We start from the raw sequence: 21,184 nt of genomic DNA on the forward strand, positions 1-21,184 counted from the left end.
ACTCCAGGGTCCAGCCGTTGACCGGGTCGCCGACGTTGGTGATCTCCACGTCCGCGGTGAAGCCCGAGCCCCAGTCGTTGAGCCGGTAGTCGACCTCGCAACCGGGCGCCGCACTGGCGGGTGAGGAGGTGATGGCCGCCAGGCCGGTGCCGAGCACCAGGGCGGAGGTCACGGCGATGCCGCGTCGTGTCCACGAACGTAGGTTCGCGGCACGGGGGGGTGTGCTCATCTGTTCTTTCCTTGTGGAAGCGGGGTGCCAGAAGAAGCAGGTGAAAGGTGCCGGGATGGCGCCCGGCGGAAGGTGTGGAGGGAGGAATTGCCGACGTTTATGGGGGGGAGCGGGGCATTCTCGCGCCTTTTGGCCTGGTGAAATCCTGGTTAAAACGGACCGGAAGGGTGGGAGCGCTCCCAGTCGAAGGTGAGCGGGGTACAGAGGTCGGTCGTGAACAAGGTGTGCGAGGGCGTTGCCGGAATCCGCGGCTCTCGGAGTCACGGGCCCGCAACGCTTTCCTGAACGGTAGCCCTCCAATGGTGATATGTAAACACCATATGACGGATCTATTTCTGGTACGTCGTTCACGGAAGGGAAATGCGCAGGTGGTGACCTGGTTCACAACCGGTTAGTAATAACCAGTGGTCGCCATGCGAACACGGCGAGCGCCCCCACCGCCGCGGCGGCGGTCCAGAAGGGCACCAGTAGCCCCGCGTACTCGGCGACCAGTCCGCCCAGCACCGCGCCCAGAGCGGCCCCGCCCAGGCCAGCGAGCCGGTACACGCTCCCGACCCGGCCGAGGAGGGGGTCGGGGGTGAGCCGCTGGCGCACCGTCGTGGCGACGGTGCCCCACACCACGGCGTGGATTCCGAACAGCACCATGACCAGGCCCGCCACCCGGCCGTCCGAGGTCAGGGCCAGGGCAGCGTAGGTCGCCGCCTCCACGACCAGGCCCCAACGCAGCAGGAACAACCGACCCACGCGTGTTTCCAGCCACCCGTACACCTGGGAGCCGAGGACGCCGCCCACCGCGCCGGCGGCCACGAACAGGCCGAACCCCGTCTCGGACGGCCCCAGGTGCTCACGGGCGTAGAGCACCCAGACCGAGAACGCACCCACCCCCGCCAGGTTCATCACCAGGATGCACGCGCACAGGACGCGCAGGCCCGCCGTGCCCCGCACGAAGGACAGCCCCTCGCCGATCTCGGCGCGCAGCGTCGTGCGCCGCGCCCCGTCGGGCTCCGCAGGCGCCTCCGGGGACCCGGAGGAGACCGCGATCCGCAGCACGACCAGCACCGAAACCAGGTGGGCCAGCGCGTCGGATCCGAACGGCAGCGCCCACAGCCCCGCGAACATCAGCGCTCCCAGGGGCGGGCCGAGCAGCTGGTTGTTGAGCGAGAAGGTCAGCGCCAGGCGGGCGTTGGCCCTGCCCAGGGAGTCGCGGCGGACCACCGGCGGAACCAGCGAACCGTAGGCGGTGTCGGCCAGGGCCTCTCCGGCGCCGAGCACGAAGGCCGCCGCGTAGACCGGCCACAGGTCGGTGCTCCCGGCCAGGAGCGCCGCGGTGAGTAGTGCGAGGACCGTCCCCCGGGTCAGGTTGGCCGCGGCGAGCACCCTCCGGCGCGCGGGCGGGGGTGGCGGAGGCGCGGTGGCGGCGTGCACCGGGTTCCCTCCTCGGAGCGCGGCGGACCCGCGGTGCGGTCGGGTCGGCCCGGGCACGGTAGCCGCCCCCGCCGAGTCGGCGCCAGAAATTTTTCCGGCGGTCTGTTTCGACCCGATTCCGGTGGGTAACATGCGGCGTGGGAGCGCTCCCCGTCGATCGGCTGATCCAGCCGAGAAAGACGGAGAACGCAATGAACACCAAGACCAGCAAGAGCCGCACCTGGCTCGCCCGCGCCCTCGTCCTGGCCGCCGCGCCCCTGATGGCGCTGACCACGATGGCGGCTCCCGCCGCCGCGCACGGTTCGATCGTCGACCCCGCCTCGCGCAACTACGGCTGCTGGGAGCGCTGGGGCTCCGACCACCTCAACCCGGCCATGGCCCAGGAAGACCCCATGTGCTGGCAGGCGTGGCAGGACAACCCCAACGCCATGTGGAACTGGAACGGGCTGTACCGCAACAACGTGGGCGGCGACCACCAGGGCCAGATCCCCAACGGCACCCTGTGCAGCGGCGGCAGGACCGAGGGCGGCCGCTACAACTCGATGGACGCGGTCGGCCCGTGGAAGACCACGAACGTCGGCAGCAACTTCACCCTCCACCTCTACGACCAGGCTCAGCACGGCGCGGACTACTTCCGGGTCTACGTCACCAAGCAGGGCTTCAACCCCGCCACCCAGGCGCTGGGCTGGAACGACCTGGAGCTGGTCCAGACCACCGGGTCCCGCCCGCCCGCGCTGGACACCTACATCAACGTCAGCGCACCGGGCAGGTCCGGACACCACGTCGTGTTCACCATCTGGCAGGCCTCCCACATGGACCAGGCCTACTACCTGTGCAGTGACGTGAACTTCGTGTAGCCCCCCGGCCGCGGCCCCGTCCCGGCGCGGGGCCGCGCCACCGGCCGGGTCGGCCGCCGCGCGGCGGCCGACCCGGCCCCCTCCGGCCTCCCTCCACGGTCCGCCCGGGATCCTCCACCGGAGGCGGACCGGGTCCGCCGGGGCCGCCACCCCCGCCGGACCCCGGCGCCGTGCGGCGGGCCCACCCCCGCCGTACGGCGCTTCTCCGTGTCCGGCCGGGCCGGGGCCGGCGGTCGCCGCGCCGCCTCAGACGTCCGGGTAGCGCAGCACCGCCAGGACGCGTCGGCTGTACCCCGGGGTGTCGCCGGGGCCGAGCTTGGCGAAGATCGCGTTGGCGTGCTTCTCCACCGCGCTCTGGGAGACGAGCAGGCGCGCCGCGATCACCGGGTTGGTGTGTCCCTGGGCCATCAGGGCCATCACGTCGCGCTCGCGTTCGGTCAGGCGCCCCAGCGGATCCGCGCGGCCGCCGCCGGCGACCAGCTGCGCACTACCTCGGGGTCGAAGGCCGCGCCGCCCCCGCCCACCCGGACCAGCGCGTCGAGGAACGCGTCGACCTCCACCACCCGGTCCTTGAGCAGGTAGCCCACCCCGGCGGCGTCCGCGCCGAACAGCTGGGCGGCGTACCGCCTCTCCACGTACTGCGACAGCACCAGCACGCCCACGGAGGGCCGCTCCCGGCGGATCCGCACCGCGGCGCGCAGCCCCTCGTCGGTGTGTGTGGGCGGCATGCGCACGTCCACCACGGCCACGTCGGGCGGTTCCTCGGCCACGATCACCCGCACGGCAGCTCCGCCGTGACCGTCGTGGGTCCGCCCGGGGGACTGCCCACCGTCAACCGTCCGTCGAGCGCCTGGACCCGGCTCGCCAGTCCGGCCAGCCCGCTCCCCGCGGGGTCCGCCCCGCCCGTCCCGTCGTCGTGTACCCGTACCACCACCGGCTCCCCTCCCTCGGTGCCGCCCCCGCCGACCCGTACGCCGATCAGTCCGGCTCCCGCGTGCTTGACCGCGTTGGTGACCGCCTCGGCGACCACGAAGTAGGCCGCCGTCTCCACGTCCGCCGACAGCTCCCCGCGCAGGTCGTACTCCACGTCCACCGGCAGGGGGGAGCGTCCGACCAGCCCGTGCAGGGCGGCGCGCAGCCCGTCCCCGGCCAGCGCCGCGGGGTAGACCCGCCAGGCGACCTCCCCCAGGTCGTCCAGCGCCCGCCGGGCCTCCTCATGGGCCTGCTCGACCAGGGCACGCCCGCCCGGCGACCCCGGATCGCGGCGGGCCCGGCCCAGGGCCATCCCCAGCAGCACCAGGCGCTGCTGGACGCCGTCGTGCAGGTCGCGCTCGATGCGGCGGCGCTCCGCGTCGACGGCGGCCACCACCCCGGCCCGAGTGCTGACCAGCATCCCGATCCGCTCCTCCATCAGGTCCTCACGGCTGGGACCGAGGAACCTGCGGGCCAGCCAGCGCTCCGTTCCCACCAGTCCCACGGTTCCCTGCACACTCACGTACATGAGCACGAGGTCGACCGGGATGACCCCCAGGGGTTGCCGTCGAGGGCCTCCAGGGGGGAGAGCACCAGGTAGAGCCCGGCGGCGAAGAAGGCCAGCACCAGACCGCCGCATATCCCGACCGGGCAGCGGGCCGCCGGGTAGGCGAGCGGACGCGCGGTCCCCCGGCGCTCGGTGATCCCGACGCCGAACAGCGTGTCCAGGCGGCCGCGCTCCAGCCGGACCAGCGACCGGACCGCCGCGGCCCCCACGACCGCGCGCGCCCACTCGCGCGGCACGGCGCCCCCGCGGTCCGTTCCTCCGCGCGCTCCCACACTGCCCCTTCCCGGTCCGGAGCCGTGCCCGGCGCCGTCCCGCGGCCCGCCGCTCCGGGCCGCCCCGTCCGCGGCCGCGAGGAGCGGCCTTCGGCGCCGAGACTAGCCAGTCGGACACCGGCCCGGTACTGCGGAACACCGCAATCCCGCCGGGCGCCCCTGCGGGCCCGCGCACGGCTGGGGGGCGGGAGCGGCCCGGGGCGGGGGAGCGCACTGGGCGGGACGACCCCGGGGACGGAGGGGCCGCGGTCCCGCCCCGGAGGGCCTACCCGCTCACGCGCTGTCGCCGAAGAGGTGGTTCCGCGCCGCGTCGGTGGCGGCGCCGCCCGGGTCCTCCACCACCCCGCTCACGGTGTCGGCCTGCTCCTGGAAGCCCTCGCCGGCCTGGGCGACCCCGCCGAGCGCCTCCTCACCCAGGGCCTGGGCCTCGGCGACACCGCCGGCGGCCTCCTCGCCGAAGGCCGCCGCCGCGTCCTGGCCGGACTCCACGCCCGCGCCCAGGGTGTCGGACACCCCCTGGACCGCCTCCTCGGCGGCTCCGCCGAAGAGTCCCTTGAACCAGTCGATCAGGTCGTCGAACATGTACTCAGCTCCGTAGGTCGGTGGACCCTGTCTACCCCGTCGAGATAAGCCCTCGGTAAGGGGCAAATGCGAAGCGTGATCAGGGCGGGCCGAAACAGGTCTCCTGTGCCGCGCCCCGTACCCGGCCCCCCGCACCGGCCGGACCTACGCCCCGGCCAGGTGGCGCCGGAGCGCGTCGGCGGTCGCCCCCCGGCCCGAGCGGACCATCCGCTCCGGAGTGCCCTCGAACACCACCCGGCCCCCGTACGTCCCCGCCCCCGGACCGAGGTCGACGACGTGGTCGGCGCGGGCGACCACGTCCAGGTGGTGTTCCACGACCACCAGGGTCGTCCCCTCCGCCACCATCCGGTCGAACAGGGCGAGCAGCCGCTCCACGTCGGCGCCGTGCAGACCGGCCGTGGGCTCGTCCAGCACGTAGACCCGCGCCGGTGCGGCCAGCTCCCGGGCCAGGGAGAGCCGCTGGCGCTCCCCGCCCGACAGCGTGTCCAGCGACTGGCCGAGCCTGAGGTAGGGCAGCCCCACCCGCACCAGGCGCTCACAGGCGTCCGAGATCCCGGTTCCGGCGAAGGCTCCGGCGGCCTCCGCGGCGGTCATCGCCAGCACGTCGGCGATCGTGCGGCCGTCCAGCGTGTACGACAGCGCCCGGGCGTTGAAGCGCGTGCCCCCGCAGTCCTCGCAGACGGTCTCCACGTCGTCCAGGAAGGCCAGGTCGGTGGTGACCGTTCCGCGCCCCCGGCACGCGGGGCACGCGCCGGTCGAGTTCGCGCTGAACCAGGAGGCGGACACCGCGTTGCGCCGGGCGAACAGCTCCCGCAGCGGGTCCAGCACGCCCAGGAAGGTCGCGGGGGTGGACCGGCCGCCGCCCCCGACGGAACCCTGGGAGACCACCACCGCGTCCGGCCGCACCCGCGGCAGCTCTCCGGCCGCCAGCGAGCTCTTGCCCGACCCGGCCACCCCGGTGACCGCCGTCAGCACCCCGGTCGGCACCGACACGTCCACGTTCCGCAGGTTGTGCAGGCTCGCGCCGCGGATACGGATGCTCCCCGTCGGCGTCCGGACGGTCCGGCGCACCGCACGCGGCCCGCGCAGGTAGCGGCCGGTCGGGGTGTCGGCCCCCGACAGCCCCGCCACGGGCCCCTCGTAGACCACCCGGCCGCCGTGCCGGCCCGGCCCCGGACCCATGTCCACCACGTGGTCGGCGTGCCGGATGACGTCGGGGTCGTGCTCGACCACCAGCACCGTGTTCCCCCGGTCGCGCAGTCCGCGCATCAGGTCGGTCAGCCGGTGCACGTCGGCCGGGTGCAGACCGGTGCTGGGCTCGTCGAACACGTACGTCAGCCCGGTGAGCGATCCGCCCATGCACCGCACCATCCGCACCCGCTGCGCCTCACCGCCCGAGAGGGTCCCGGAGGGGCGGTCCAGGCTGAGGTAGCCCAGACCCACCCGGTCCAGGTGGCCGAGCCGTTCCACCAGCGCCTCCGTCACCGGCCCGACCCGTGCCGCCCCGATCCCCGCCACGACCCCGGCCAGTTCGGTGGCGGGCAGGGCGCACCAGTCGGCGATGGTGCGCCCGCCGATCCGGCTCTCCAGCGCGGCCCGGTTGAGCCGTGCGCCGCCGCAGGCCGGGCACGGCCCGGAGCTGACCACCCGGTCGAGGGCGGCCCGGACCCGCGCGGACAGGCGCGGGGAGTCCGAGGTCAGGTACGCGCGGGTGAACCGGGGCACCACCCCCTCGAAGGTCCCGGTCTTCGGGAACTCCGGATCGGGATCGGGCGGACGCACCCCCTCGGCGTACAGCAGCAGCTCCCGTTCCCGGGCCGTGTAGTCGCGTACGGGCTTGGCGCGGTCGAACAGCCCGGAGTGCACGTAGCGCTTCCACCGCCACGTGCCGGGCGCGAAGGTCGGGAACCGGATCGCGCCCTCGTCCAGGGACAGGTCCGGGTCCACCAGGGCCGCCACGTCCACCCGGTCCACGGTTCCCAGCCCCTGGCACTCCGGGCACATGCCGCGCGGGTCGTTGAAGGAGAACGCGTGCGAGAGTCCGGCGGAGGGCTCGCCGAGCCGGGAGAACAGCAGCCGCACCAGCGGCGCGATGTCCGTGGCCGTGCCCACCGTCGAGCGGGCGTTGGCGGTCAGGCGGCGCTGGTCCAGGACCACGGCGACCGACAGGTGGTCGATCCGGTCGGCTTCGGGCCTGGCCGGGGCGGCCAGCCGGTTGCGGACGAAGCTGTCGTGGGTGTCGTTGAGCTGGCGCCGCGCCTCGGCGGCGATGGTGTCGAACACCAGCGAGGACTTGCCCGAGCCCGAGACGCCGGTGAACACCGTGATCCGGTGGTGGGGGACGCGCACGTCCACTCCCCGCAGGTTGTGCGTCCTGGCGCCCCGCACGACGATCGCGTCAGCGGCCGCACGCGGCCGCGCTGTGTCGGTGGTCATGCCGCCCACGCTAGGAACCGTTGCGGCCGGAATCCGGCCACAACCGTCGGCAGAATCGTGGGTATGGCCGACACGAGTGCGCGGATGCTGCGCCTGCTCTCCCTGCTCCAGACCGGCCGGGCCTGGCCCGGCGCCGACCTGGCCGCCGCCCTGGGCGCCAGCCCGCGGTCGCTGCGCCGTGACATCGACCGGCTGCGCGACCTGGGCTACGCCGTGGAGAGCCTGCGCGGGCCCGGCGGCCACTACCGCCTGGTGGCCGGCCGCGCGGTGCCGCCGCTGCTGCTGGAGGACGACGAGGTCGTCGCCGCCGCCCTGGGCCTGCGGATCGCCGCCGCCGGGCTCGGCGGGGTGGAGGGGGTGGAGGAGAGCGCCGAGCGCGCCCTGGCCAAGCTCGGCCAACTGCTCCCCGACCGCCTGGCCCGCCGGGCCGCCGCCCTGACCGAGGCGGTCGAACCCGAACGGCGGGTCTGGCCGGGCGTGGGGCGGGAGGTGCTCACCGCTCTGAGCGAGGCGGTCGCGGCCGGGCACTGGGTCCGGATGGTCCACCGGGGCGGCGACGGCCGGGAGCACCGCCGCAAGGTGGACCCCTACCGGCTGGTCCTGTCCGGGCGGCGCTGGTACCTGTTCGCCTGGGACCGCGAACGCGACGACTGGCGGACCTTCCGCCTGGACCGGATCGGGGCGGTCACCTCCACCCGGGCGCCCTTCCCACACCGGGAGCCGCCGGCCGAGCGGCTCGCCGACCACCTGGAACGGGGCTTTCGCGACACCGGGGACCGCCGCACGGCCTCCGTCCTGTTCGACGCCCCGGCCGGGGATGTGGCCGCGCGCCTCACCCGGATCGACGGCGACCTCGCCCCGGCCGGACCCGGCCGCTCCCGCTACACCGCCCGGGTGGACTCCTACGAGTGGCTCGCCCTCGTCCTGGGACTCACCGGCCTGCCCTTCACCGTCGAGGAACCCGAGGAGTTCGTCCGGCTCACCGCCGCGCTGGCCGACCGGCTCCGCGACTCCCTTCCGGACGCGGAGCCCACGTGAGGGCCAGCGCCAGCAGCGCCACCCCCGTGACGACGGCGTAGGCGTACGGGTACCCGCTCAGCGCCGAGGCCGTGAGCACCGCGCCGGTGACCGCCATCAACACCGACGCGCCCAGGGACTCCGAGATCTGCAGCCCGGAGCTGTGCTCGCCCTGCCGCTCCGGTGGGGACAGCGTCAGCACCGACGCCGTGACCTGCGGGTAGGCGATCCCCATGCCCACACCCATGAGCACGCATCCGGCGATGACCACCGCCACGGGCACCAGGCCGCACACGAATGCCGCCGCCAGCACGGGGCCGCACGCCACGAGCGGGGCCGCCCCGCGCAGGACGGCGGCGCCGCGCTCCTCCGTCCCCGGACGCCCCTGGAGCCAGGCGCCCAGCGCCCATCCCAGCGCCCCGACCGCGACCACCGCCCCGGCCGCCGCCGGGGAGTAGCCGCGTTCGTACTGCAGGTACAGCGGAAGGTAGACGTCGGTGGCCGCGGTGGCGCCCCCGAGCAGGCCGCGCAGCGCCACCAGGCGGGGGATGCCCGCCCGCGCGCGCATCGTCCCCCCGGGCAGCAGACGGGCCGCGGTGAGGGCCACGGCCGCGACACTGGCCAGCGTCCACACCCCCAGCCACGGCGGCGGCCGCTGACCGGCCAGGTGCAGGCCGAGCACGGCGACCGCCGCCGCGGCGGCCCAGACGCAGCGCGCGTCCGGAACCCGGCCCCCGGCTCCGCCGGGCGCCGCCGTCCGGGCCACGCCGAACAGCCGGGCCAGCGACACGGCCGCCCCCGCCAGGGCCAGGGCGAACACCGCCCGCCAGTGCACCAGCTCGACCAGCAGGCCGGTGACCAGCGGTCCCACCGCGGCCGGGAGCAGCCACGCGGCGGTGAGCAGGCCGAACATGCGTGTGCGCAGCTCCCCGGGCACGAACCGCGCGATGACCACGTACAGCACCACGGAGTCGATGCCGCCGCCCAGGCCCTGGAGGAGGCGGCCCAGGACGAACACGCCCATGCCGGGCGCCAGCACGCACAGCGCGATGCCGCTCAGGAAGGTCAGCCCGCCCCAGAGCAGGGGCGCGGCCGGACCGCGCAGGTCCGCCCAGCGGCCGCCGACGGTCATCCCGACCAGCCCGGTGGTGGCGGTGGCCGCGAAGGCCAGCGAGTACCACCGCTCGGCCGACAGGTCCGCGGCCACCACCGGAAGCGCGGTGGTGACGGCGAAGGACTCGAAGGCGATGAACGCCATGAGCCCCAGCGCGCCCAGGACGACGGGGCGGGTACTGCGCCCCCACAGGCCACCGGCCCGGGGGATCTGTGGTGCGGCGGCCATGGGAACCTGCTCTTCCGGTCGTCGGAACGGGCCGGATCAGAGTCCACTACCTCAACCGCGGTTCAGGTCAAGCCCGCGGGGCCGGTCCGCGCCGTCCGGCGTCCGCCTCCGCCCATTCACGCCGAGAAGACGGACCCCGTGGACCTCCTCACCGCCGTCGCCATCGTGCTCATGCTCCTCGTGGGCATGCCGGTGATGACTGCCTACTGCATGCTCGCCGGGTTCTACGGCACCGACGGGCTCAGGATCACGATGGATCCCGGTGAGTTGCGCCGGCGGAGACGACCGCCGGGGGAGGGCCCCGCACACCGCGCCTACCACGCCGGTCCCGTGCGGGAGGAACTCGACCCCGCCACGGGGGAGAGGTGGGCCGAACACCGCTCCCCCGCCGACCCCGCCACGGCCCACGCGGAACTCGCCGGGGAGCTCGGGGGCCGTTACACGGCCGGGGACGGCGGGTGGCGGGCCCGCGCGGCCGTGGTCTCCACCAGGGCCCATCCGCTCATGCGCGTGTCCGGCGGCCTGCGGCGCGGGACCGAGCGGTCGTTCCCACCGGGGAGGGCCCCGTTCGGAGCGGAGGGCCCCCTTGGGGCCTCGTCGAGTTCCGCGTCTCCACGGAACCGCGTCAGAACAGGGAGTTCTTCGAGTGGACGGAGAGGCTTCCGCTCTGGGCGCTGGACGAGGAGAGGTCCGTCTTCTCCTGGGCGGTCGACGACGACCTCGCCCGCCGCACCGGGGGGTCAGGGAGCGGCTCCACGCCCCCTACGCCGGGGAGCACCGGCGCGTCCTCCGGCCGATCAGGGCGTTCATGGTCCTCTACGTCACCGCGTCCGCGTCCGCGGTCATGGCCGTCCCCTACGTGGCGGGCATGCTCCTCCTCTGAGCCGCCCGCGGCGGGGGCCGGATTTCCCGGGCGCGCGTGTCGATCCGTCCGCGTCCCGTTCGACGTACGGTCGAGGGCGGGGAGGGACCCCGCCGACCGAGGAGCCACCGTGCCGCGCTTTCTGACCATGATCCGTGTCGACGAGAGGTCCTTCTCAGCGCTGGAGGCCGACCCCGGTTTCGAGGAGCGCATGGGCGCCCTGTTCCGGGAGATCAACGAGGCGGGGGTGATGGTCGAGACGGCCGGGCTCGTCCCCACCTCCGAGGGGACCCGGGTGACCTGGTCCGGGGGGCGGCTGAGCTACACCGACGGCCCCTTCACCGAGACCAAGGAGGTCGTCGGCGGCTACGCCATCCTCCGCGCCCGGGACCGGGCCGAGGCCCTGGAGTGGACCGGCCGGTTCCTGAGCGCCCACCCCGAGCACTGGACCGTGGGCGCCGAGGTCCGCGAGATCACCGAGGAGTGACCGCTCCCGGGGGTGGGGAGCGCCCCACCCCCGGGTCTCCGCCCAGGCCCCGTGACCGGCTCGGGGCGCCCTGCTTGGCTGGTCGGGAAGAACGCGGGGGCCTCGCGCGCCTCCCCCGGCCGAGCGAGCGGAGCCACCCATGGGCAGACACGTCCACGACCCCCCGGAGACCGGTGACGGCTCCCCGCTGCTCGTGGCGGTGGGGCTGGCCTTGGCCCACCGCCGGGGCGGCCCGCCCGTCCACGCCCTGCGGGGAGTGGACGCCGTCTTCCCCCGGGGCGGGTTCACCGCGGTCACGGGACCCTCCGGGTCGGGCAAGAGCACCCTCCTGCACTGCCTGGCGGGGCTGGAGCGCCCCGACGCGGGCACGGTGCTGCTGCGGGGGCGCGAGATCACCGGGTCGGCCGAACCGGGGCTGACCCGGCTGCGGGCCCGGGAGTTCGGCTTCGTCTTCCAGACCGCCAACCTCCTGCCCTCGCTGACCGTGGCGGAGAACATCACCCTGGGACAGCGCCTGTCGGGCCTGCCCGCCGACCGCGCCTGGCGAGAGGAACTCGTGGACGCGCTCGGGCTGGGACCGCGCCTGCGCCACCGGCCCTTCGAGCTCTCCGGTGGCCAGAGGCAACGGGCCGCCGTCGCCCGGGCCCTGGTGCACCGGCCGAGCGTGCTCTTCGCGGACGAACCCACGGGCCAGCTGGACTCCCGTTCCGGGGCGCGGGTCCTGGACGCCCTGCGCGCGGCCGCCTCCGTGTACGGGCAGACCGTCGTGATGGTCACCCACGACCCCGCGGCCGCCGCCCGAGCCGACCGGGTCCTCCACCTGCGCGACGGCCGGATCGCGGCGGAGGCGGCCGGTCCCGCCGCCTCCGTGCGGGCCCTGCCCGGTGCGGGGGGTCCCGGCTGGCCGGACCCCGGAGGTGGCACCGGCGCCCCCGAAGGCGGCGCCGGATGACCAGGCTCGTGCTGCGCGGCCTCGCCGACCGGGCCCGCTCGCTGGCACTGTCGGTCCTGACGGTGGCCCTGGGCGCGGGACTGGTCACGGCCACCCTCGCCCTGGCGGAGGCGGCCGACCGGCGGGCCGCCGGGGGCGCGGGGGCGGGGTGGTCGCTCTCCGGGGCGCCAGTCGTCGCCGTGGCCGGGGAGGCCGAGATCGCCCGGACACCCCTGGGCGAACCGGCGCGGCTGGCCCCCGGCACCGTGGCACGGCTGAAGCGGGCCCCCGGGGTCGCCCGCGTGACGGTGGAGGCCCCCTTCGCCGCCTACGTGGTCGTGGGCGACCGCGTGCTCGGCGACCGGACGGACCGTTCCTGGGGGCACTCCTGGGCGCTCGCCGAGGCCGAGTCGCTCACTCCGCGCGAGGGCGGGGCGCCCGACGCGGCGGGGGAGGTGGTGCTCGACGCCCGGACCGCGGCCGAGGCCGGGCTGGGCCCCGGGGACCGGGCGCGGGTGCTCACCGCCGACGGAATCGCCGAGGTCCTCGTCACCGGTGTGACCGGGCTCGACGGCGGTTCGGCGGGAGGCGGCGACCGGGCGGTGTTCTTCTCCCCCGGAGAGGCCGCCGACCGGGGCGGGGACCCGGTCCTGGCCGTGCTGTGGCCCGAGGAGGGAACCTACCCCGCCCGGCTCGCCGAGGAGGTGGGGCGCGACGGCGGCGTGCGCGTCCTGACCGGCGGCGAACGCGCCGGGGCCCTGGCCCTGGACCGCGCCGAACGCGAACTCGCCTCGGGGATGGGCGGTTTCCTGGGAACCGTGGCCGCGGTGGTCCTGGCGGTGGCCGCCGTCATGACCGCGGGTCTGCTCTCGGCGGCGGTGCGCGGGCGCTCCGGCGAGTTCGCCCTGCTGCGCCTGGCCGGGGCGACCCCCGGGACGGTGCGCCGCCTGGTCGCGGCCGAGGCCCTGCTCCTGGGCTGCGTCGCGGCGGTCCTGTCCTGTCCGGCGGGTGCGCTGACGGCGCTGCTGCTGACCGGGCTCTTCGACGCCATGGGGGTGCTCCCCGACGGGTTCGCTCCCGTCCTCGACGGGTCCGCGTTCGCCGTCGGGGCGGTGCTCGCCGTGTCCGTGCCGCTGCTGGCCTGCTGGCGGCCCGCCCTGGCCGCGGGCCGGGTCGCCCCGGTGGAGGCGATGCGCGCCGCTCAGGCCGCGCCCGCCCCCTTCTCCCGGTTCCGCCTGGCTGGCGCCTGCGCGGCCCTGGCCGGAGCGGTGGCGCTGCTCGGCGCGGCGTGGGCCCTGGCCGCCAGTGAGGCGGCGGTGGCCGCCGCGCTCGCGGCCGCGGTGCTCCTGGTCGGCGCCGCGGCCCTGGCCGCCCCCGCCCTGGTCCGCGGGTTCGCGCGACTGCTCCGACCGCTGGCCCGGGGCAACGCACTCCTCCTCGTCGCGGTCGAGGACGCGCGCGCCGACCCGCGCCAGGTGGCGGGGGTCCTGGTGCCGCTGCTGGTGACGGCGGCGGTCACCTGTCTGCTGCTGTTCCAGGGGCCGACCACCGCCGGGGCCCGCCTGCACGCCTACGGCGAGCGCCTCGCCGCCGACCTCGTGGTCTCCGGTCCGGTGGGCGTCGGCCTGCCCGCGAGCGCCGCCCGGGAGGCGGCGCGGGTGCCCGGGGTGGCCGCGGTCGGGGGTTTCCGGCAGACGGTGACGGCTGCGGGCGGCGCCCCGTTGAGCACCCACCTGGTCGACCCGGGTACGGCCGGGGACCTGTACCGGTTGCACACCGAACAAGGGTCCTGGGCCGGCTTCGGCGCCGACGGTGTCGCCGCGCACGCCGACACCGCACGCGCCCACGGGTGGCGGGTGGGGGAGACCGTGGCCCTCACCGGGCCCGACGGGGCGGAGCTCACCGCCCGGCTGACGGTTCTGTACCGGGCCGGGCCGGACTTCCCCCGGGTTCTGCTGCCCCGGGCGGCCCTGGCCCCCCGGCTCCTGGACGCGACGGACAGCGCGCTCTACGTCCGGCTCGACCCGGCCGCCGACGCCCGGGGCGCGGCACTCCTGCTGGAGGAGGCCCTGGACGCCGTGCCCGGTGCGCTGGTCAGCGACCGTGCCGGGCACCTCGCCGAGCAGGCGCGGCTGGGGGAGGGGGACGACTGGATCCTCCTGCTGGCGGCGGCGCTGGTCGCGGGCTTCGCGGGCATCAGCGCGGCCAACACGATGGTGGTGTCGGTCTCGGCGCGGTCGGCGCGGCTGGCCCTGCTGCGCCTGGTGGGGGCCACCCGCTTCCAGGCGGCGGTGACGGTCGCGGGGGAGGCACTCGCGGTCTCGCTCGCGGGCCTCGTGCTGGGCAGCGCCGCGGCCCTGGCCGGTCTGGCGGCCACCGGCCGGGCCCTCACCGGGGACGCGGTGGTCCTGGCCGTGCCGCCGGGCCAGTACCTGCTGGTGGCCGCCTGCGTGATGGGGATGGGCCTGCTGGCGGGCCTGGGGTCCGCCGCCGCGGCCCTTCGGGTACGGCCCCTGCGGGCCGCGGACGACCAGCGGAGCCGCTGAGCGCCCCCGCCCCGGACCGCGCGGGGCCCGGCCGGTCCCCGCGCGGTTCCGCCTCCGGGTCAGGGCACGTACCGGGGGTCGCTCGGCGCGCTCTCGTGGTGCAGCCGGTCCAGTGCGGTGGCGTAGTAGGTCCGGCCGCCCTGCCCGCCGGGCGCGGTGAAGACCGTGTCCCCGTCCGCGGCGGCCCGCACGGTCCCGAGCATGGTGCGCGGGTCCTCGATCCCGCACGGCGCCCCGGGCCTGCGGGGCGTGCCGTCGAAGGCGTACACCGCGTAGTAGGCGGGCGGCTCCCCCCCACCTGCTCGCAGGGTGAGCCGGACTCCGCCGTCGCCCCGCTCGGCCGCGCCGATGGCGGGCGGTTCGGGCGCCGCCCCGCCGAGGTCCTCCTTGACGGGGACCAGGGCGGGCCGCGCGTAGTGCCGTTCCACCACGACGTCCATGGCGGTCCGCGCGTTGGTGCGCAGTGACGTCGCGCTGAAGTAGACGTCCCCGTCCACGCCCGGGTGGTCGCGGTTCAGGTCCAGGTGCCGGGCCAGCTCCTCCGGGTCGGACCAGGCCCCGGCGTTGCCGACCTTGTAGGCGGCCTGGCCGATGTACAGGTGCGTCCCGGTTCCCGCCGTCACCTTCTCCCACCACGGCACCAGGACGGCGTAGTCGGCCACCGACAGGCCGATCTCCCAGTAGACCTGCGGGTTGACGTAGTCCACCCAGCCCTCGCGCACCCACCTGCGGCTGTCGGCGTAGATACCGCTGTAGGACTCGAAGCCGCGCGTGTCCGAGCCCGCGGGGTCGCTGGAGGCGTTGCGCCAGATCCCGAAGGGGCTGACGCCGAACTTCACGTGCGGTTTGGCGGCGTGCACCGCCTCGTCCATCTCCGCCACCAGGCGGTTGACGTTGTCGCGCCGCCAGTCCCCGATGTCCTGGAAGCCCCCGCCGTGCTCGGCGAAGGTGTCCCGGTCCGGGATCTCCTGCCCGGACACCGGATAGGGGTAGAAGTAGTCGTCGAAGTGCACGCCGTCCAGGTCGTAGTTCTCGACCGCGTGCATCATCGCCTCGACGACGAACGCGCGCGCCTCGGGAACCCCGGGGTCGTAGTAGAGCTTGCCCCCGTAGGCGAACACCCAGTCGGGGTTCAGCCTGGCCGGGTGGTCCGCCACCAGGCGCTCCGGATCGTCGTGCATGGCCACCCGGTAGGGGTTGAACCAGCCGTGGAACTCCAGGTTGCGGGCGTGGGCCTCCTCGACGGCGAACTTCAGGGGGTCGTACCCCGGGTCCCGCCCCTGCCGCCCGGTGAGCCACTCCGACCAGGGCTCGTACGGGGAGGGCCAGAACGCGTCGGCGGTCGGCCGGATCTGCACGAAGACGGCGTTGAGCCCGTCGGCCACGGCCTGGTCGTAGAGCTCGGTGAGCTCGGCCCGCTGCCGTTCGGGGGTCAGGCCCTGCTCGCTGGGCCAGTCGATGTTGACCACCGAGGCGATCCACTCGGCGCGCATCTGCCGCTTGGGCGGGGCTCCGGGATCGACCGCGCACGGCTCGGCGCTGCTCCTGGCGGTCGCGGTCGCCGGGGCCGCCGAGGCCGGTACGTGGAGCAGGGACGCGGTGAGCGCCGCGGCGAGGGCGCCGCACAGGGCACCGACGCGGAGGAGCGGGGTCCCGGCCGTGCGGGACGCGGAGCGGTTCCGGTTCGGGTCAGCCAACGTGGGCTCCTTCCGGCCTTCTGTCGTGAGGACGGGGACCGCCCGAGCGGCCCTCCAGGAGAAAACCTTCACGATTCGCCGGGGCGAAGCAAGACTCCTACGGCACTTTGCCGTGTATGTGTCGCGTCCGGACCGCGTCGACCGGATCCCCGGGCGCGGTCGGCGGTGGTCAGAACGCGCGTCTCACCCGCCCGGGCCATTCGCGCGGCGACGGTGGGTAGGGGTCCACCAGGTTCGCCCGCGCGGACCGATCCGACCGGAAAGGACCAGGCACGTGTTCGTCTTCTTCAGCAACCGGCTCGGCTGCTTCCTGTCCCTCGTGATCTCGGTCGGGCTCACGGCCCTGCTGCTGTTCGTCCTCAACTCGTTGGGGTGATCCCGCGGAAGGAGCGGCGGTAGGCGGCGGGGCTGACCCCGACCACCTCCTTGAACGCCTCGCGGAAGTTTGCCGGTGAGGTGAACCCCACCTCGCGGGCGATCCGCTCGGCGGTGTGCCCCGTGGTCTCCAGCAGGGCCCGGGCCTGGCGCACGCGCGTGTGCCGCAGCCAGGTGATCGGGGTGGTCCCGGTCTCGTCGTGGAACCGGCGGTTCAGGGTGCGCACGCTGACGCCCAGGTGGGCGGCGATGTCCTTCAGGGTGAGCGGCTCGCGGCTGTTCTGCTCCATCCAGCCCAGCGTGGCCGCGAGCGGCGAGTCGCGGGCCACCCGGGGGCGGCGGTTGATGAACTGCGCCTGCCCGCCCTCCCGCTCCAGGGGCACCACCGACAGCCGGGCCGCCTCCGCGGCGACGGCCGCGCCGTAGTCGGCGCGGACCATGTGCAGGCACAGGTCGAGGCCGGCGGCGGCCCCCGCCGATGTGAGGACCCGGCCGGTGTCGACGTAGAGCACGTTGGGGTCCACGCGCACGCGCGGGTACCGCTCGGCGAGCAGTTCGGCCACGGCCCAGTGCGTGGTGGCGCGGCGGCCGTCCAGCAGGCCCGCCTCGGCCAGGACGAACGCGCCCACGCAGATGGAGGCCACGCGCCCTCCCCGGTCGACGACGGCGCGCAGGGCCGTCGCGGCCTCCTCGGGCACCGGCAGGGACAGGTCGGAGCGGCCCGGGACCACGACCGTGTCGGCCTCCGCGAGCGCGTCGAGGCCGTCGAGGTCGTTCAGACCGAACACCCCCGCCCGCACGGACGGCCGCGGGGCGCATACCCGCACCCGGTAGGCGGCGGGGCCGTCGGCCAGCACGGTGCGGCCGAAGACCTCCAGCGGCGTGCCCAGATCGAAGGGGATGACCTCGTCCAGAGCGAGGACGGCGACCGTGTGCATGGCCAGATCCTAGGTGTTCGCGGCGGGGAGGACGGTCGCCGGGGAGCGGTGGGAGGCGGATTCTTTCGGCCCTACGGCGTGTGGCATTTTTCCGGCGGTACGTGTCTTTCTGGCCACTGGTACGGGCCGGGCGCCGTTCCTAGCCTCGAGGGGTTGCCGTACCGACGGCCGAGATTCCCAGGAGCGCACGCATGCACGTACAGATCGTCCTCTTCGACGGCTTCGACCCCCTGGACGCGGTGGGGCCCTTCGAGGTCCTCGCGGCCGGAGCGCAGCTGACCGGCGGCGCCGTGACGGTGGAGTTCGTCAGCGCCGAGGGGCCGCGCCGGGTCGGGAGCGGGCACGCGGCCCTCTCCCTGGACGCGGCCTCGGCCCTGGACCCCGAGCGCCCCGGCGTCGTCCTCGTGCCCGGAGCCGCGGGCCCCCTGGCGGAGGAACCCGGAGCGGAGCGGCCCAGCGTCCCCGAACTGCTGGCGCGGGCGGCGCGGGGCGACCTCGTCCCGCTGGTCCGCCGGGCCCTGGGCGCCCCGGGTGTCACGGTCGCCACCGTCTGCGGCGGTTCCCTCGTGCTGGCCATGGCGGGCCTGCTCACGGGACGCACCGCCGTCACCCACACCGCGGGAAACGACGCCCTGAGCGCCGCGGGCGTGACCGTCCCGTCCGCCCGGGTCGTGGACGACGGCGACCTGGTCAGCGCCGGAGGGGTGACCTCCGGCATCGACCTGGCACTGCACCTGCTCGACCGCGAGGTCGGGCCCCGGGCCGCCCTCGGCGTCGAGGGCCTGTTCGAGTTCGAGCGGCGCGGGACCGTCTGGCGCCGCACCGACGCACGCGGGGGGTCGGTGCGGGCATGAGCGCGTTCCTCCTCAGCGTCCACGTCATCCTGGCCATCGTCGCGATCGGCCCCGTCACCGTCGCCGCGAGCGTCTTCCCCCGGTACGTGCGCGCGCTCGCCGCCGACCCCGGGGACCGGTCCGCGGCCACCACGGCGCGCGTCCTGTACCGCACCTGCCGGGTCTACGCCGTGATCGGAATCCTGGTCCCCGTCGCCGGAGCCGCCACGGGGGCCTCCATGGGGGTGCTCACCGACCCCTGGCTGCTGGTCTCCGTCGTGCTCACGGCGGCCGCCGCGGCCGTCGTCGGCGGTGTCGTGCTGCCCACCCAGCGGCGGGTCGTCGCCTGTGCCGACTCCGTGCCGCCCGCGCCCCCGGCCCGGTCGCTGGCGGGACGGCTGGCGATGACCACGGGTGTCTTCAACCTGCTGTGGGCGGTCGTCGTTGTCCTGATGATCGTCCGCCCCGGCTCCACCACGGGGGTGTGAGCGTGTTCGCGGCCCTGCGGGTGACCGGGGCGCTGGAGTTCGGCACGCTCGCCGGAATGCTCCTCAACCTGGCCGTGTTCCGGATCGACGCGGTGGGGTCCGCCCTGGGCCCGGTGCACGGCCTGGCCTACGCCACGGCCTTCGTCCTCACCCTGCTCGTGCCCGGGGCGCCCGCGCGCTCCCGGCTGCTGGCCCTGGTCCCCGGGGTGGGCGGCCTGCTCGCGGCGCGGTCGATCCGGACCGCCTCCGCCGCCCGCGGCTGACCGGACCGGGCGGATCAGCCGCGGGCGGCCCCGACCCCGCCCGCGCGGCCCGCGCGGGGGAGCCCGCCCTGTTCGGCGGGCCCCAGGGCGAGTCCGCCACCGGGAAGGCCGACCGCGCCCGGTGGCGCTCCCTGCTGCGCCCCCACTTCACCCCGGGACGGGTGCGCGCGTCCGCCCCCGGGGGGAGGAGCTGACCGCCGACCTCCTGAACGGCCTGGAACGGGGCCCCGGCCGGCCGACCTCAACGCCGCGCTGGCCGTACCGCTGCCGATCCTGGTCATCCGCGAACTGCTCGGGTGCCCTACGCCGATCGCGGCCGCTTCCGCGCCTGGACCCGCGACGCCGCCGACCTCACCGACCGCGCCCGCTCCGAACGGGGGGTGGGCGACCTGTTCTCCTACGGGCTGGACCTGGCCCTGGCGGTCGGCACGCTCGCCCTGCACCTGGCCGGGTGAGCCGCGGCCGGGTCAGGTGAGACCGCGGTCCGTGGGGGAGACCGGAACGGACCGCGGGCGGCGGCCGACGGTGTGCCGGGGGTGGTCACAGGCGCCCCTCCATGTCCAGGGCGAAGTCCTCGGGGGAGATCTCGCCGAGGAAGAGCAGTTGCAGGTTGGTCAGCAGGGCCTGCGCGGCGTCGGGGGAGAGCGCTTGGTCCCAGGACTGGGTGAAGCTCGGCGCCTCGGAGACCAGTTCGTGGGTGAAGGTGGCGAAGTCGGCGTGCTCGCTCTCGCGCAGCCGGTCCTCGATGCCCTGGACGGCGGGCACCTGACCGGCCCCGATGAGCCCGTCCACGTAGTCGTCGGAGGCCACGGTCTCGACGAGGAAGTCGATCGCGGCGTCGGCGCGCGGGCTGTCGGCGTTGACGGAGAAGTAGTTGCTGGGGTTGCCGACGACCGCTGCGGGGTCGCCCTCCCCGCCCTCCACGAGGGGGAAGGCGGTGTAGCCGAGGTCGCCGCTCTCCAGGAACCCGGGGTCGCTGCTCTGCTGCCGGGAGATGTCCCAGCTGCCCATGAGGAACATCGCCGCCTCGCCGGAGGCGAGCAGGGCCGAGGCGCTGCCGCTGTCGTAGTCGAGGGAGCCGAAGTCGGTGCCGAAGGCGCCGCGCGCGGACAGCTCCTGGCACATCTCCATGGCCCGGATCATCGCCGGGTCGCTCCAGGCGCCCTCCTCGCCGTCGAGGACGGCCTGGAAGACCCCGGGCCCGCCGATCCGCTCCACCAGGTAGGACAGCCACATCAGCTCGGTCCAGCCCTGGGCCCCGGGCAGCGCGACGGGGATGACCCCGCGGTCCTTGAGGGCGTCGACCGCCGCCAGCAGCTCCTCGTAGGTCCCGGGCGGCTCGACGCCCGCCTCCGCCAGGACGGCCCGGTTGTGGAAGAGGACGACGGGCTGCACGCCGAGCATCGGCACCCCGTGGTAGGCGCCGTCGATCCGGGCGACGTCGAGCACGCTGGGCAGGAAGGCGTCGCGGAACTCCGGGTGGGCCTCCAGGGTCTGGGTCAGGTCGACGACCCGGCCCTCCCGCGCGTACTGCGCCAGGTTGCCGCCGCCCCAGTTGAAGAACACGTCGGGTGCGTTGGGCGAGCCGAGGGTGACCTGGAGCGTCTCCTTGTAGGAGTCGTTGACGTAGGTGACGAGTTCGGCGGGGAGGTCGGAGGAGGTGTTGTAGGAGGCGATCGCCTCCTCGACGACGGCGTTCACCGCGCCGTCCTCCAGGACCCACACCCGGAGGGTGCCGTCCGCGCCGTCGGCCTCGGAGGCCGCGCAGCCGGCGGTCAGGGACACGGTCAGTGCCAGGGAAGCGGCGCCGAGCGCGCGCGCCCGGAAGGTGCTGGTCATGTCTGGTGTGTTCTTTCGTGGGGGGTTCGAAAGTTTTCGAAAGATAAACGGCTCTATTTCGAGAAGAACGACGCTAGGTCGCGGGGCGATGTCCGTCAAGAGGGCTTTTCACTCCAGGTTGACGGCGGAAAGGAATGCCGAAAGTTTCGGGGATCGTGTGAGGGTGCGTCGCTCGGGCTCGGGAGTTGGCTCGCGTCGGCAGGGGGAGGGGTTTGGTAATGAAAA

Annotated in this window: 20 protein-coding genes and 1 pseudogene; 10 read left to right on the forward strand and 11 right to left on the reverse strand. The window is 75.1% G+C overall.

The window, feature by feature from the left end:
• Both FYW95_RS25845 and FYW95_RS25850 read right to left on the reverse strand, forming a co-directional pair.
• A partial coding sequence (locus tag FYW95_RS25845; RefSeq protein ID WP_201295045.1) for a cellulose binding domain-containing protein occupies nucleotides 1-229 on the reverse strand: 229 nt, incomplete at its 3' end.
• A 381-nt stretch (nucleotides 230-610) separates the two neighbouring features.
• The gene (locus FYW95_RS25850; protein ID WP_160050941.1) at nucleotides 611-1,654 is read right to left on the reverse strand and encodes an MFS transporter; all 1,044 of its coding nucleotides are present in this window, start codon (nucleotides 1,652-1,654) and stop codon (nucleotides 611-613) included.
• 191 nt (nucleotides 1,655-1,845) lie between these two features.
• Between FYW95_RS25850 and FYW95_RS25855 the strand changes: the two genes are divergently transcribed.
• Nucleotides 1,846-2,511 (forward strand): lytic polysaccharide monooxygenase auxiliary activity family 9 protein, encoded by a 666-nt coding sequence (locus tag FYW95_RS25855; RefSeq protein WP_159945059.1) that lies wholly within the window; start codon nucleotides 1,846-1,848, stop codon nucleotides 2,509-2,511.
• A 246-nt stretch (nucleotides 2,512-2,757) separates the two neighbouring features.
• On the opposite strand, the pseudogene FYW95_RS25860 reads toward FYW95_RS25855, so the two are convergent.
• From FYW95_RS25860 to FYW95_RS25875, 5 genes and pseudogenes are all read right to left on the reverse strand, one after another.
• Nucleotides 2,758-3,281, reverse strand: a pseudogene (locus FYW95_RS25860) (LuxR C-terminal-related transcriptional regulator); the annotation flags it as partial.
• A gap of 2 nt (nucleotides 3,282-3,283) precedes the next feature.
• The gene (locus tag FYW95_RS25865; protein ID WP_236568067.1) at nucleotides 3,284-4,006 is read right to left on the reverse strand and encodes a sensor histidine kinase; all 723 of its coding nucleotides are present in this window, start codon (nucleotides 4,004-4,006) and stop codon (nucleotides 3,284-3,286) included.
• Nucleotides 4,003-4,323, reverse strand: coding sequence for a hypothetical protein (locus tag FYW95_RS28510; protein ID WP_236568066.1), 321 nt, complete (start codon nucleotides 4,321-4,323; stop codon nucleotides 4,003-4,005). Before FYW95_RS28510 ends, FYW95_RS25865 begins: the two co-directional genes overlap by 4 nt.
• A 273-nt stretch (nucleotides 4,324-4,596) precedes the next feature.
• A complete protein-coding gene (locus FYW95_RS25870) occupies nucleotides 4,597-4,905 on the reverse strand; it encodes a hypothetical protein (RefSeq protein WP_159945057.1) in 309 nt (102 codons plus the stop codon).
• Between the two features lie 144 nt (nucleotides 4,906-5,049).
• A complete protein-coding gene (locus FYW95_RS25875) occupies nucleotides 5,050-7,341 on the reverse strand; it encodes an ATP-binding cassette domain-containing protein (RefSeq protein WP_160050943.1) in 2,292 nt (763 codons plus the stop codon).
• 63 nt (nucleotides 7,342-7,404) lie between these two features.
• Between FYW95_RS25875 and FYW95_RS25880 the strand changes: the two genes are divergently transcribed.
• Nucleotides 7,405-8,379: a helix-turn-helix transcriptional regulator gene (locus FYW95_RS25880; protein ID WP_159945055.1), complete on the forward strand. Its 975-nt coding sequence runs from the start codon at nucleotides 7,405-7,407 to the stop codon at nucleotides 8,377-8,379.
• On the opposite strand, the gene FYW95_RS25885 is transcribed toward FYW95_RS25880, so the two are convergent.
• Nucleotides 8,321-9,700: an MFS transporter gene (locus FYW95_RS25885; protein WP_160050944.1), complete on the reverse strand. Its 1,380-nt coding sequence runs from the start codon at nucleotides 9,698-9,700 to the stop codon at nucleotides 8,321-8,323. The two genes, FYW95_RS25880 and FYW95_RS25885, sit on opposite strands and share 59 nt — an antisense overlap.
• 646 nt (nucleotides 9,701-10,346) lie before the next feature.
• Between FYW95_RS25885 and FYW95_RS25890 the strand changes: the two genes are divergently transcribed.
• The 4 genes from FYW95_RS25890 (at nucleotide 10,347) to FYW95_RS28745 (ending at nucleotide 14,526) form a co-directional block, all read left to right on the forward strand.
• Nucleotides 10,347-10,583, forward strand: coding sequence for a hypothetical protein (locus FYW95_RS25890; protein WP_159945053.1), 237 nt, complete (start codon nucleotides 10,347-10,349; stop codon nucleotides 10,581-10,583).
• 109 nt (nucleotides 10,584-10,692) lie between these two features.
• On the forward strand, nucleotides 10,693-11,049 hold the full coding sequence (locus FYW95_RS25895; RefSeq protein ID WP_159945052.1) for a YciI family protein: 357 nt from the start codon (nucleotides 10,693-10,695) through the stop codon (nucleotides 11,047-11,049).
• 139 nt (nucleotides 11,050-11,188) lie between these two features.
• Nucleotides 11,189-12,001 (forward strand): ABC transporter ATP-binding protein, encoded by an 813-nt coding sequence (locus FYW95_RS25900; protein ID WP_159945051.1) that lies wholly within the window; start codon nucleotides 11,189-11,191, stop codon nucleotides 11,999-12,001.
• Entirely contained in the window at nucleotides 11,998-14,526 is a 2,529-nt protein-coding gene (locus tag FYW95_RS28745; protein WP_159945050.1) for an ABC transporter permease, read from the forward strand. The genes FYW95_RS25900 and FYW95_RS28745 overlap by 4 nt, the downstream gene beginning before the upstream one ends.
• A gap of 59 nt (nucleotides 14,527-14,585) precedes the next feature.
• On the opposite strand, the gene FYW95_RS25910 is transcribed toward FYW95_RS28745, so the two are convergent.
• Together FYW95_RS25910 and FYW95_RS25915 are read right to left on the reverse strand one after the other, a co-directional pair.
• Nucleotides 14,586-16,223, reverse strand: a complete 1,638-nt coding sequence (locus FYW95_RS25910; RefSeq protein WP_159945049.1) for a glycoside hydrolase family 10-like protein — start codon at nucleotides 16,221-16,223, stop codon at nucleotides 14,586-14,588.
• A 359-nt stretch (nucleotides 16,224-16,582) separates the two neighbouring features.
• Entirely contained in the window at nucleotides 16,583-17,536 is a 954-nt protein-coding gene (locus FYW95_RS25915) for a GlxA family transcriptional regulator (RefSeq protein WP_160050945.1), read from the reverse strand.
• Between the two features lie 191 nt (nucleotides 17,537-17,727).
• Here FYW95_RS25915 and FYW95_RS25920 point away from each other — a divergent pair, with 191 nt between their 5' ends.
• From FYW95_RS25920 to FYW95_RS28525, 4 genes are all read left to right on the forward strand, one after another.
• Entirely contained in the window at nucleotides 17,728-18,390 is a 663-nt protein-coding gene (locus tag FYW95_RS25920; protein ID WP_159945047.1) for a DJ-1/PfpI family protein, read from the forward strand.
• The gene (locus FYW95_RS25925) at nucleotides 18,387-18,857 is read left to right on the forward strand and encodes a DUF2269 family protein (RefSeq protein WP_159945046.1); all 471 of its coding nucleotides are present in this window, start codon (nucleotides 18,387-18,389) and stop codon (nucleotides 18,855-18,857) included. The genes FYW95_RS25920 and FYW95_RS25925 overlap by 4 nt, the downstream gene beginning before the upstream one ends.
• Nucleotides 18,854-19,120 carry a hypothetical protein gene (locus tag FYW95_RS25930; RefSeq protein WP_236568065.1) on the forward strand — a complete coding sequence of 89 codons (267 nt, stop codon included), beginning with the start codon at nucleotides 18,854-18,856 and terminating at the stop codon, nucleotides 19,118-19,120. Before FYW95_RS25925 ends, FYW95_RS25930 begins: the two co-directional genes overlap by 4 nt.
• Before the next feature lie 296 nt (nucleotides 19,121-19,416).
• Nucleotides 19,417-19,575, forward strand: a complete 159-nt coding sequence (locus tag FYW95_RS28525; protein ID WP_236568064.1) for a hypothetical protein — start codon at nucleotides 19,417-19,419, stop codon at nucleotides 19,573-19,575.
• A gap of 85 nt (nucleotides 19,576-19,660) precedes the next feature.
• Here the strand turns inward: FYW95_RS28525 and FYW95_RS25940 are convergent, their stop codons facing one another.
• On the reverse strand, nucleotides 19,661-20,959 hold the full coding sequence (locus tag FYW95_RS25940) for an ABC transporter substrate-binding protein (RefSeq protein ID WP_159945045.1): 1,299 nt from the start codon (nucleotides 20,957-20,959) through the stop codon (nucleotides 19,661-19,663).
• Nucleotides 20,960-21,184 lie beyond the last annotated feature (225 nt).

The organism is Nocardiopsis sp. FR4, from assembly GCF_009830945.1.
Classification (GTDB): Bacteria; Actinomycetota; Actinomycetes; order Streptosporangiales; family Streptosporangiaceae; genus Nocardiopsis.

Coding starts and splice junctions, on each gene's coding strand:
- FYW95_RS25855 (WP_159945059.1), top strand. CDS start 1,846: ATGAACACCAAGACCAGCAAGAGCCGCACCTGGCTCGCCCGCGCCCTC.
- FYW95_RS25870 (WP_159945057.1), bottom strand. CDS start 4,905: ATGTTCGACGACCTGATCGACTGGTTCAAGGGACTCTTCGGCGGAGCC.
- FYW95_RS25875 (WP_160050943.1), bottom strand. CDS start 7,341: ATGACCACCGACACAGCGCGGCCGCGTGCGGCCGCTGACGCGATCGTC.
- FYW95_RS25880 (WP_159945055.1), top strand. CDS start 7,405: ATGGCCGACACGAGTGCGCGGATGCTGCGCCTGCTCTCCCTGCTCCAG.
- FYW95_RS25885 (WP_160050944.1), bottom strand. CDS start 9,700: ATGGCCGCCGCACCACAGATCCCCCGGGCCGGTGGCCTGTGGGGGCGC.
- FYW95_RS25900 (WP_159945051.1), top strand. CDS start 11,189: ATGGGCAGACACGTCCACGACCCCCCGGAGACCGGTGACGGCTCCCCG.
- FYW95_RS28745 (WP_159945050.1), top strand. CDS start 11,998: ATGACCAGGCTCGTGCTGCGCGGCCTCGCCGACCGGGCCCGCTCGCTG.
- FYW95_RS25915 (WP_160050945.1), bottom strand. CDS start 17,536: ATGCACACGGTCGCCGTCCTCGCTCTGGACGAGGTCATCCCCTTCGAT.
- FYW95_RS25920 (WP_159945047.1), top strand. CDS start 17,728: ATGCACGTACAGATCGTCCTCTTCGACGGCTTCGACCCCCTGGACGCG.
- FYW95_RS25925 (WP_159945046.1), top strand. CDS start 18,387: ATGAGCGCGTTCCTCCTCAGCGTCCACGTCATCCTGGCCATCGTCGCG.
- FYW95_RS25940 (WP_159945045.1), bottom strand. CDS start 20,959: ATGACCAGCACCTTCCGGGCGCGCGCGCTCGGCGCCGCTTCCCTGGCA.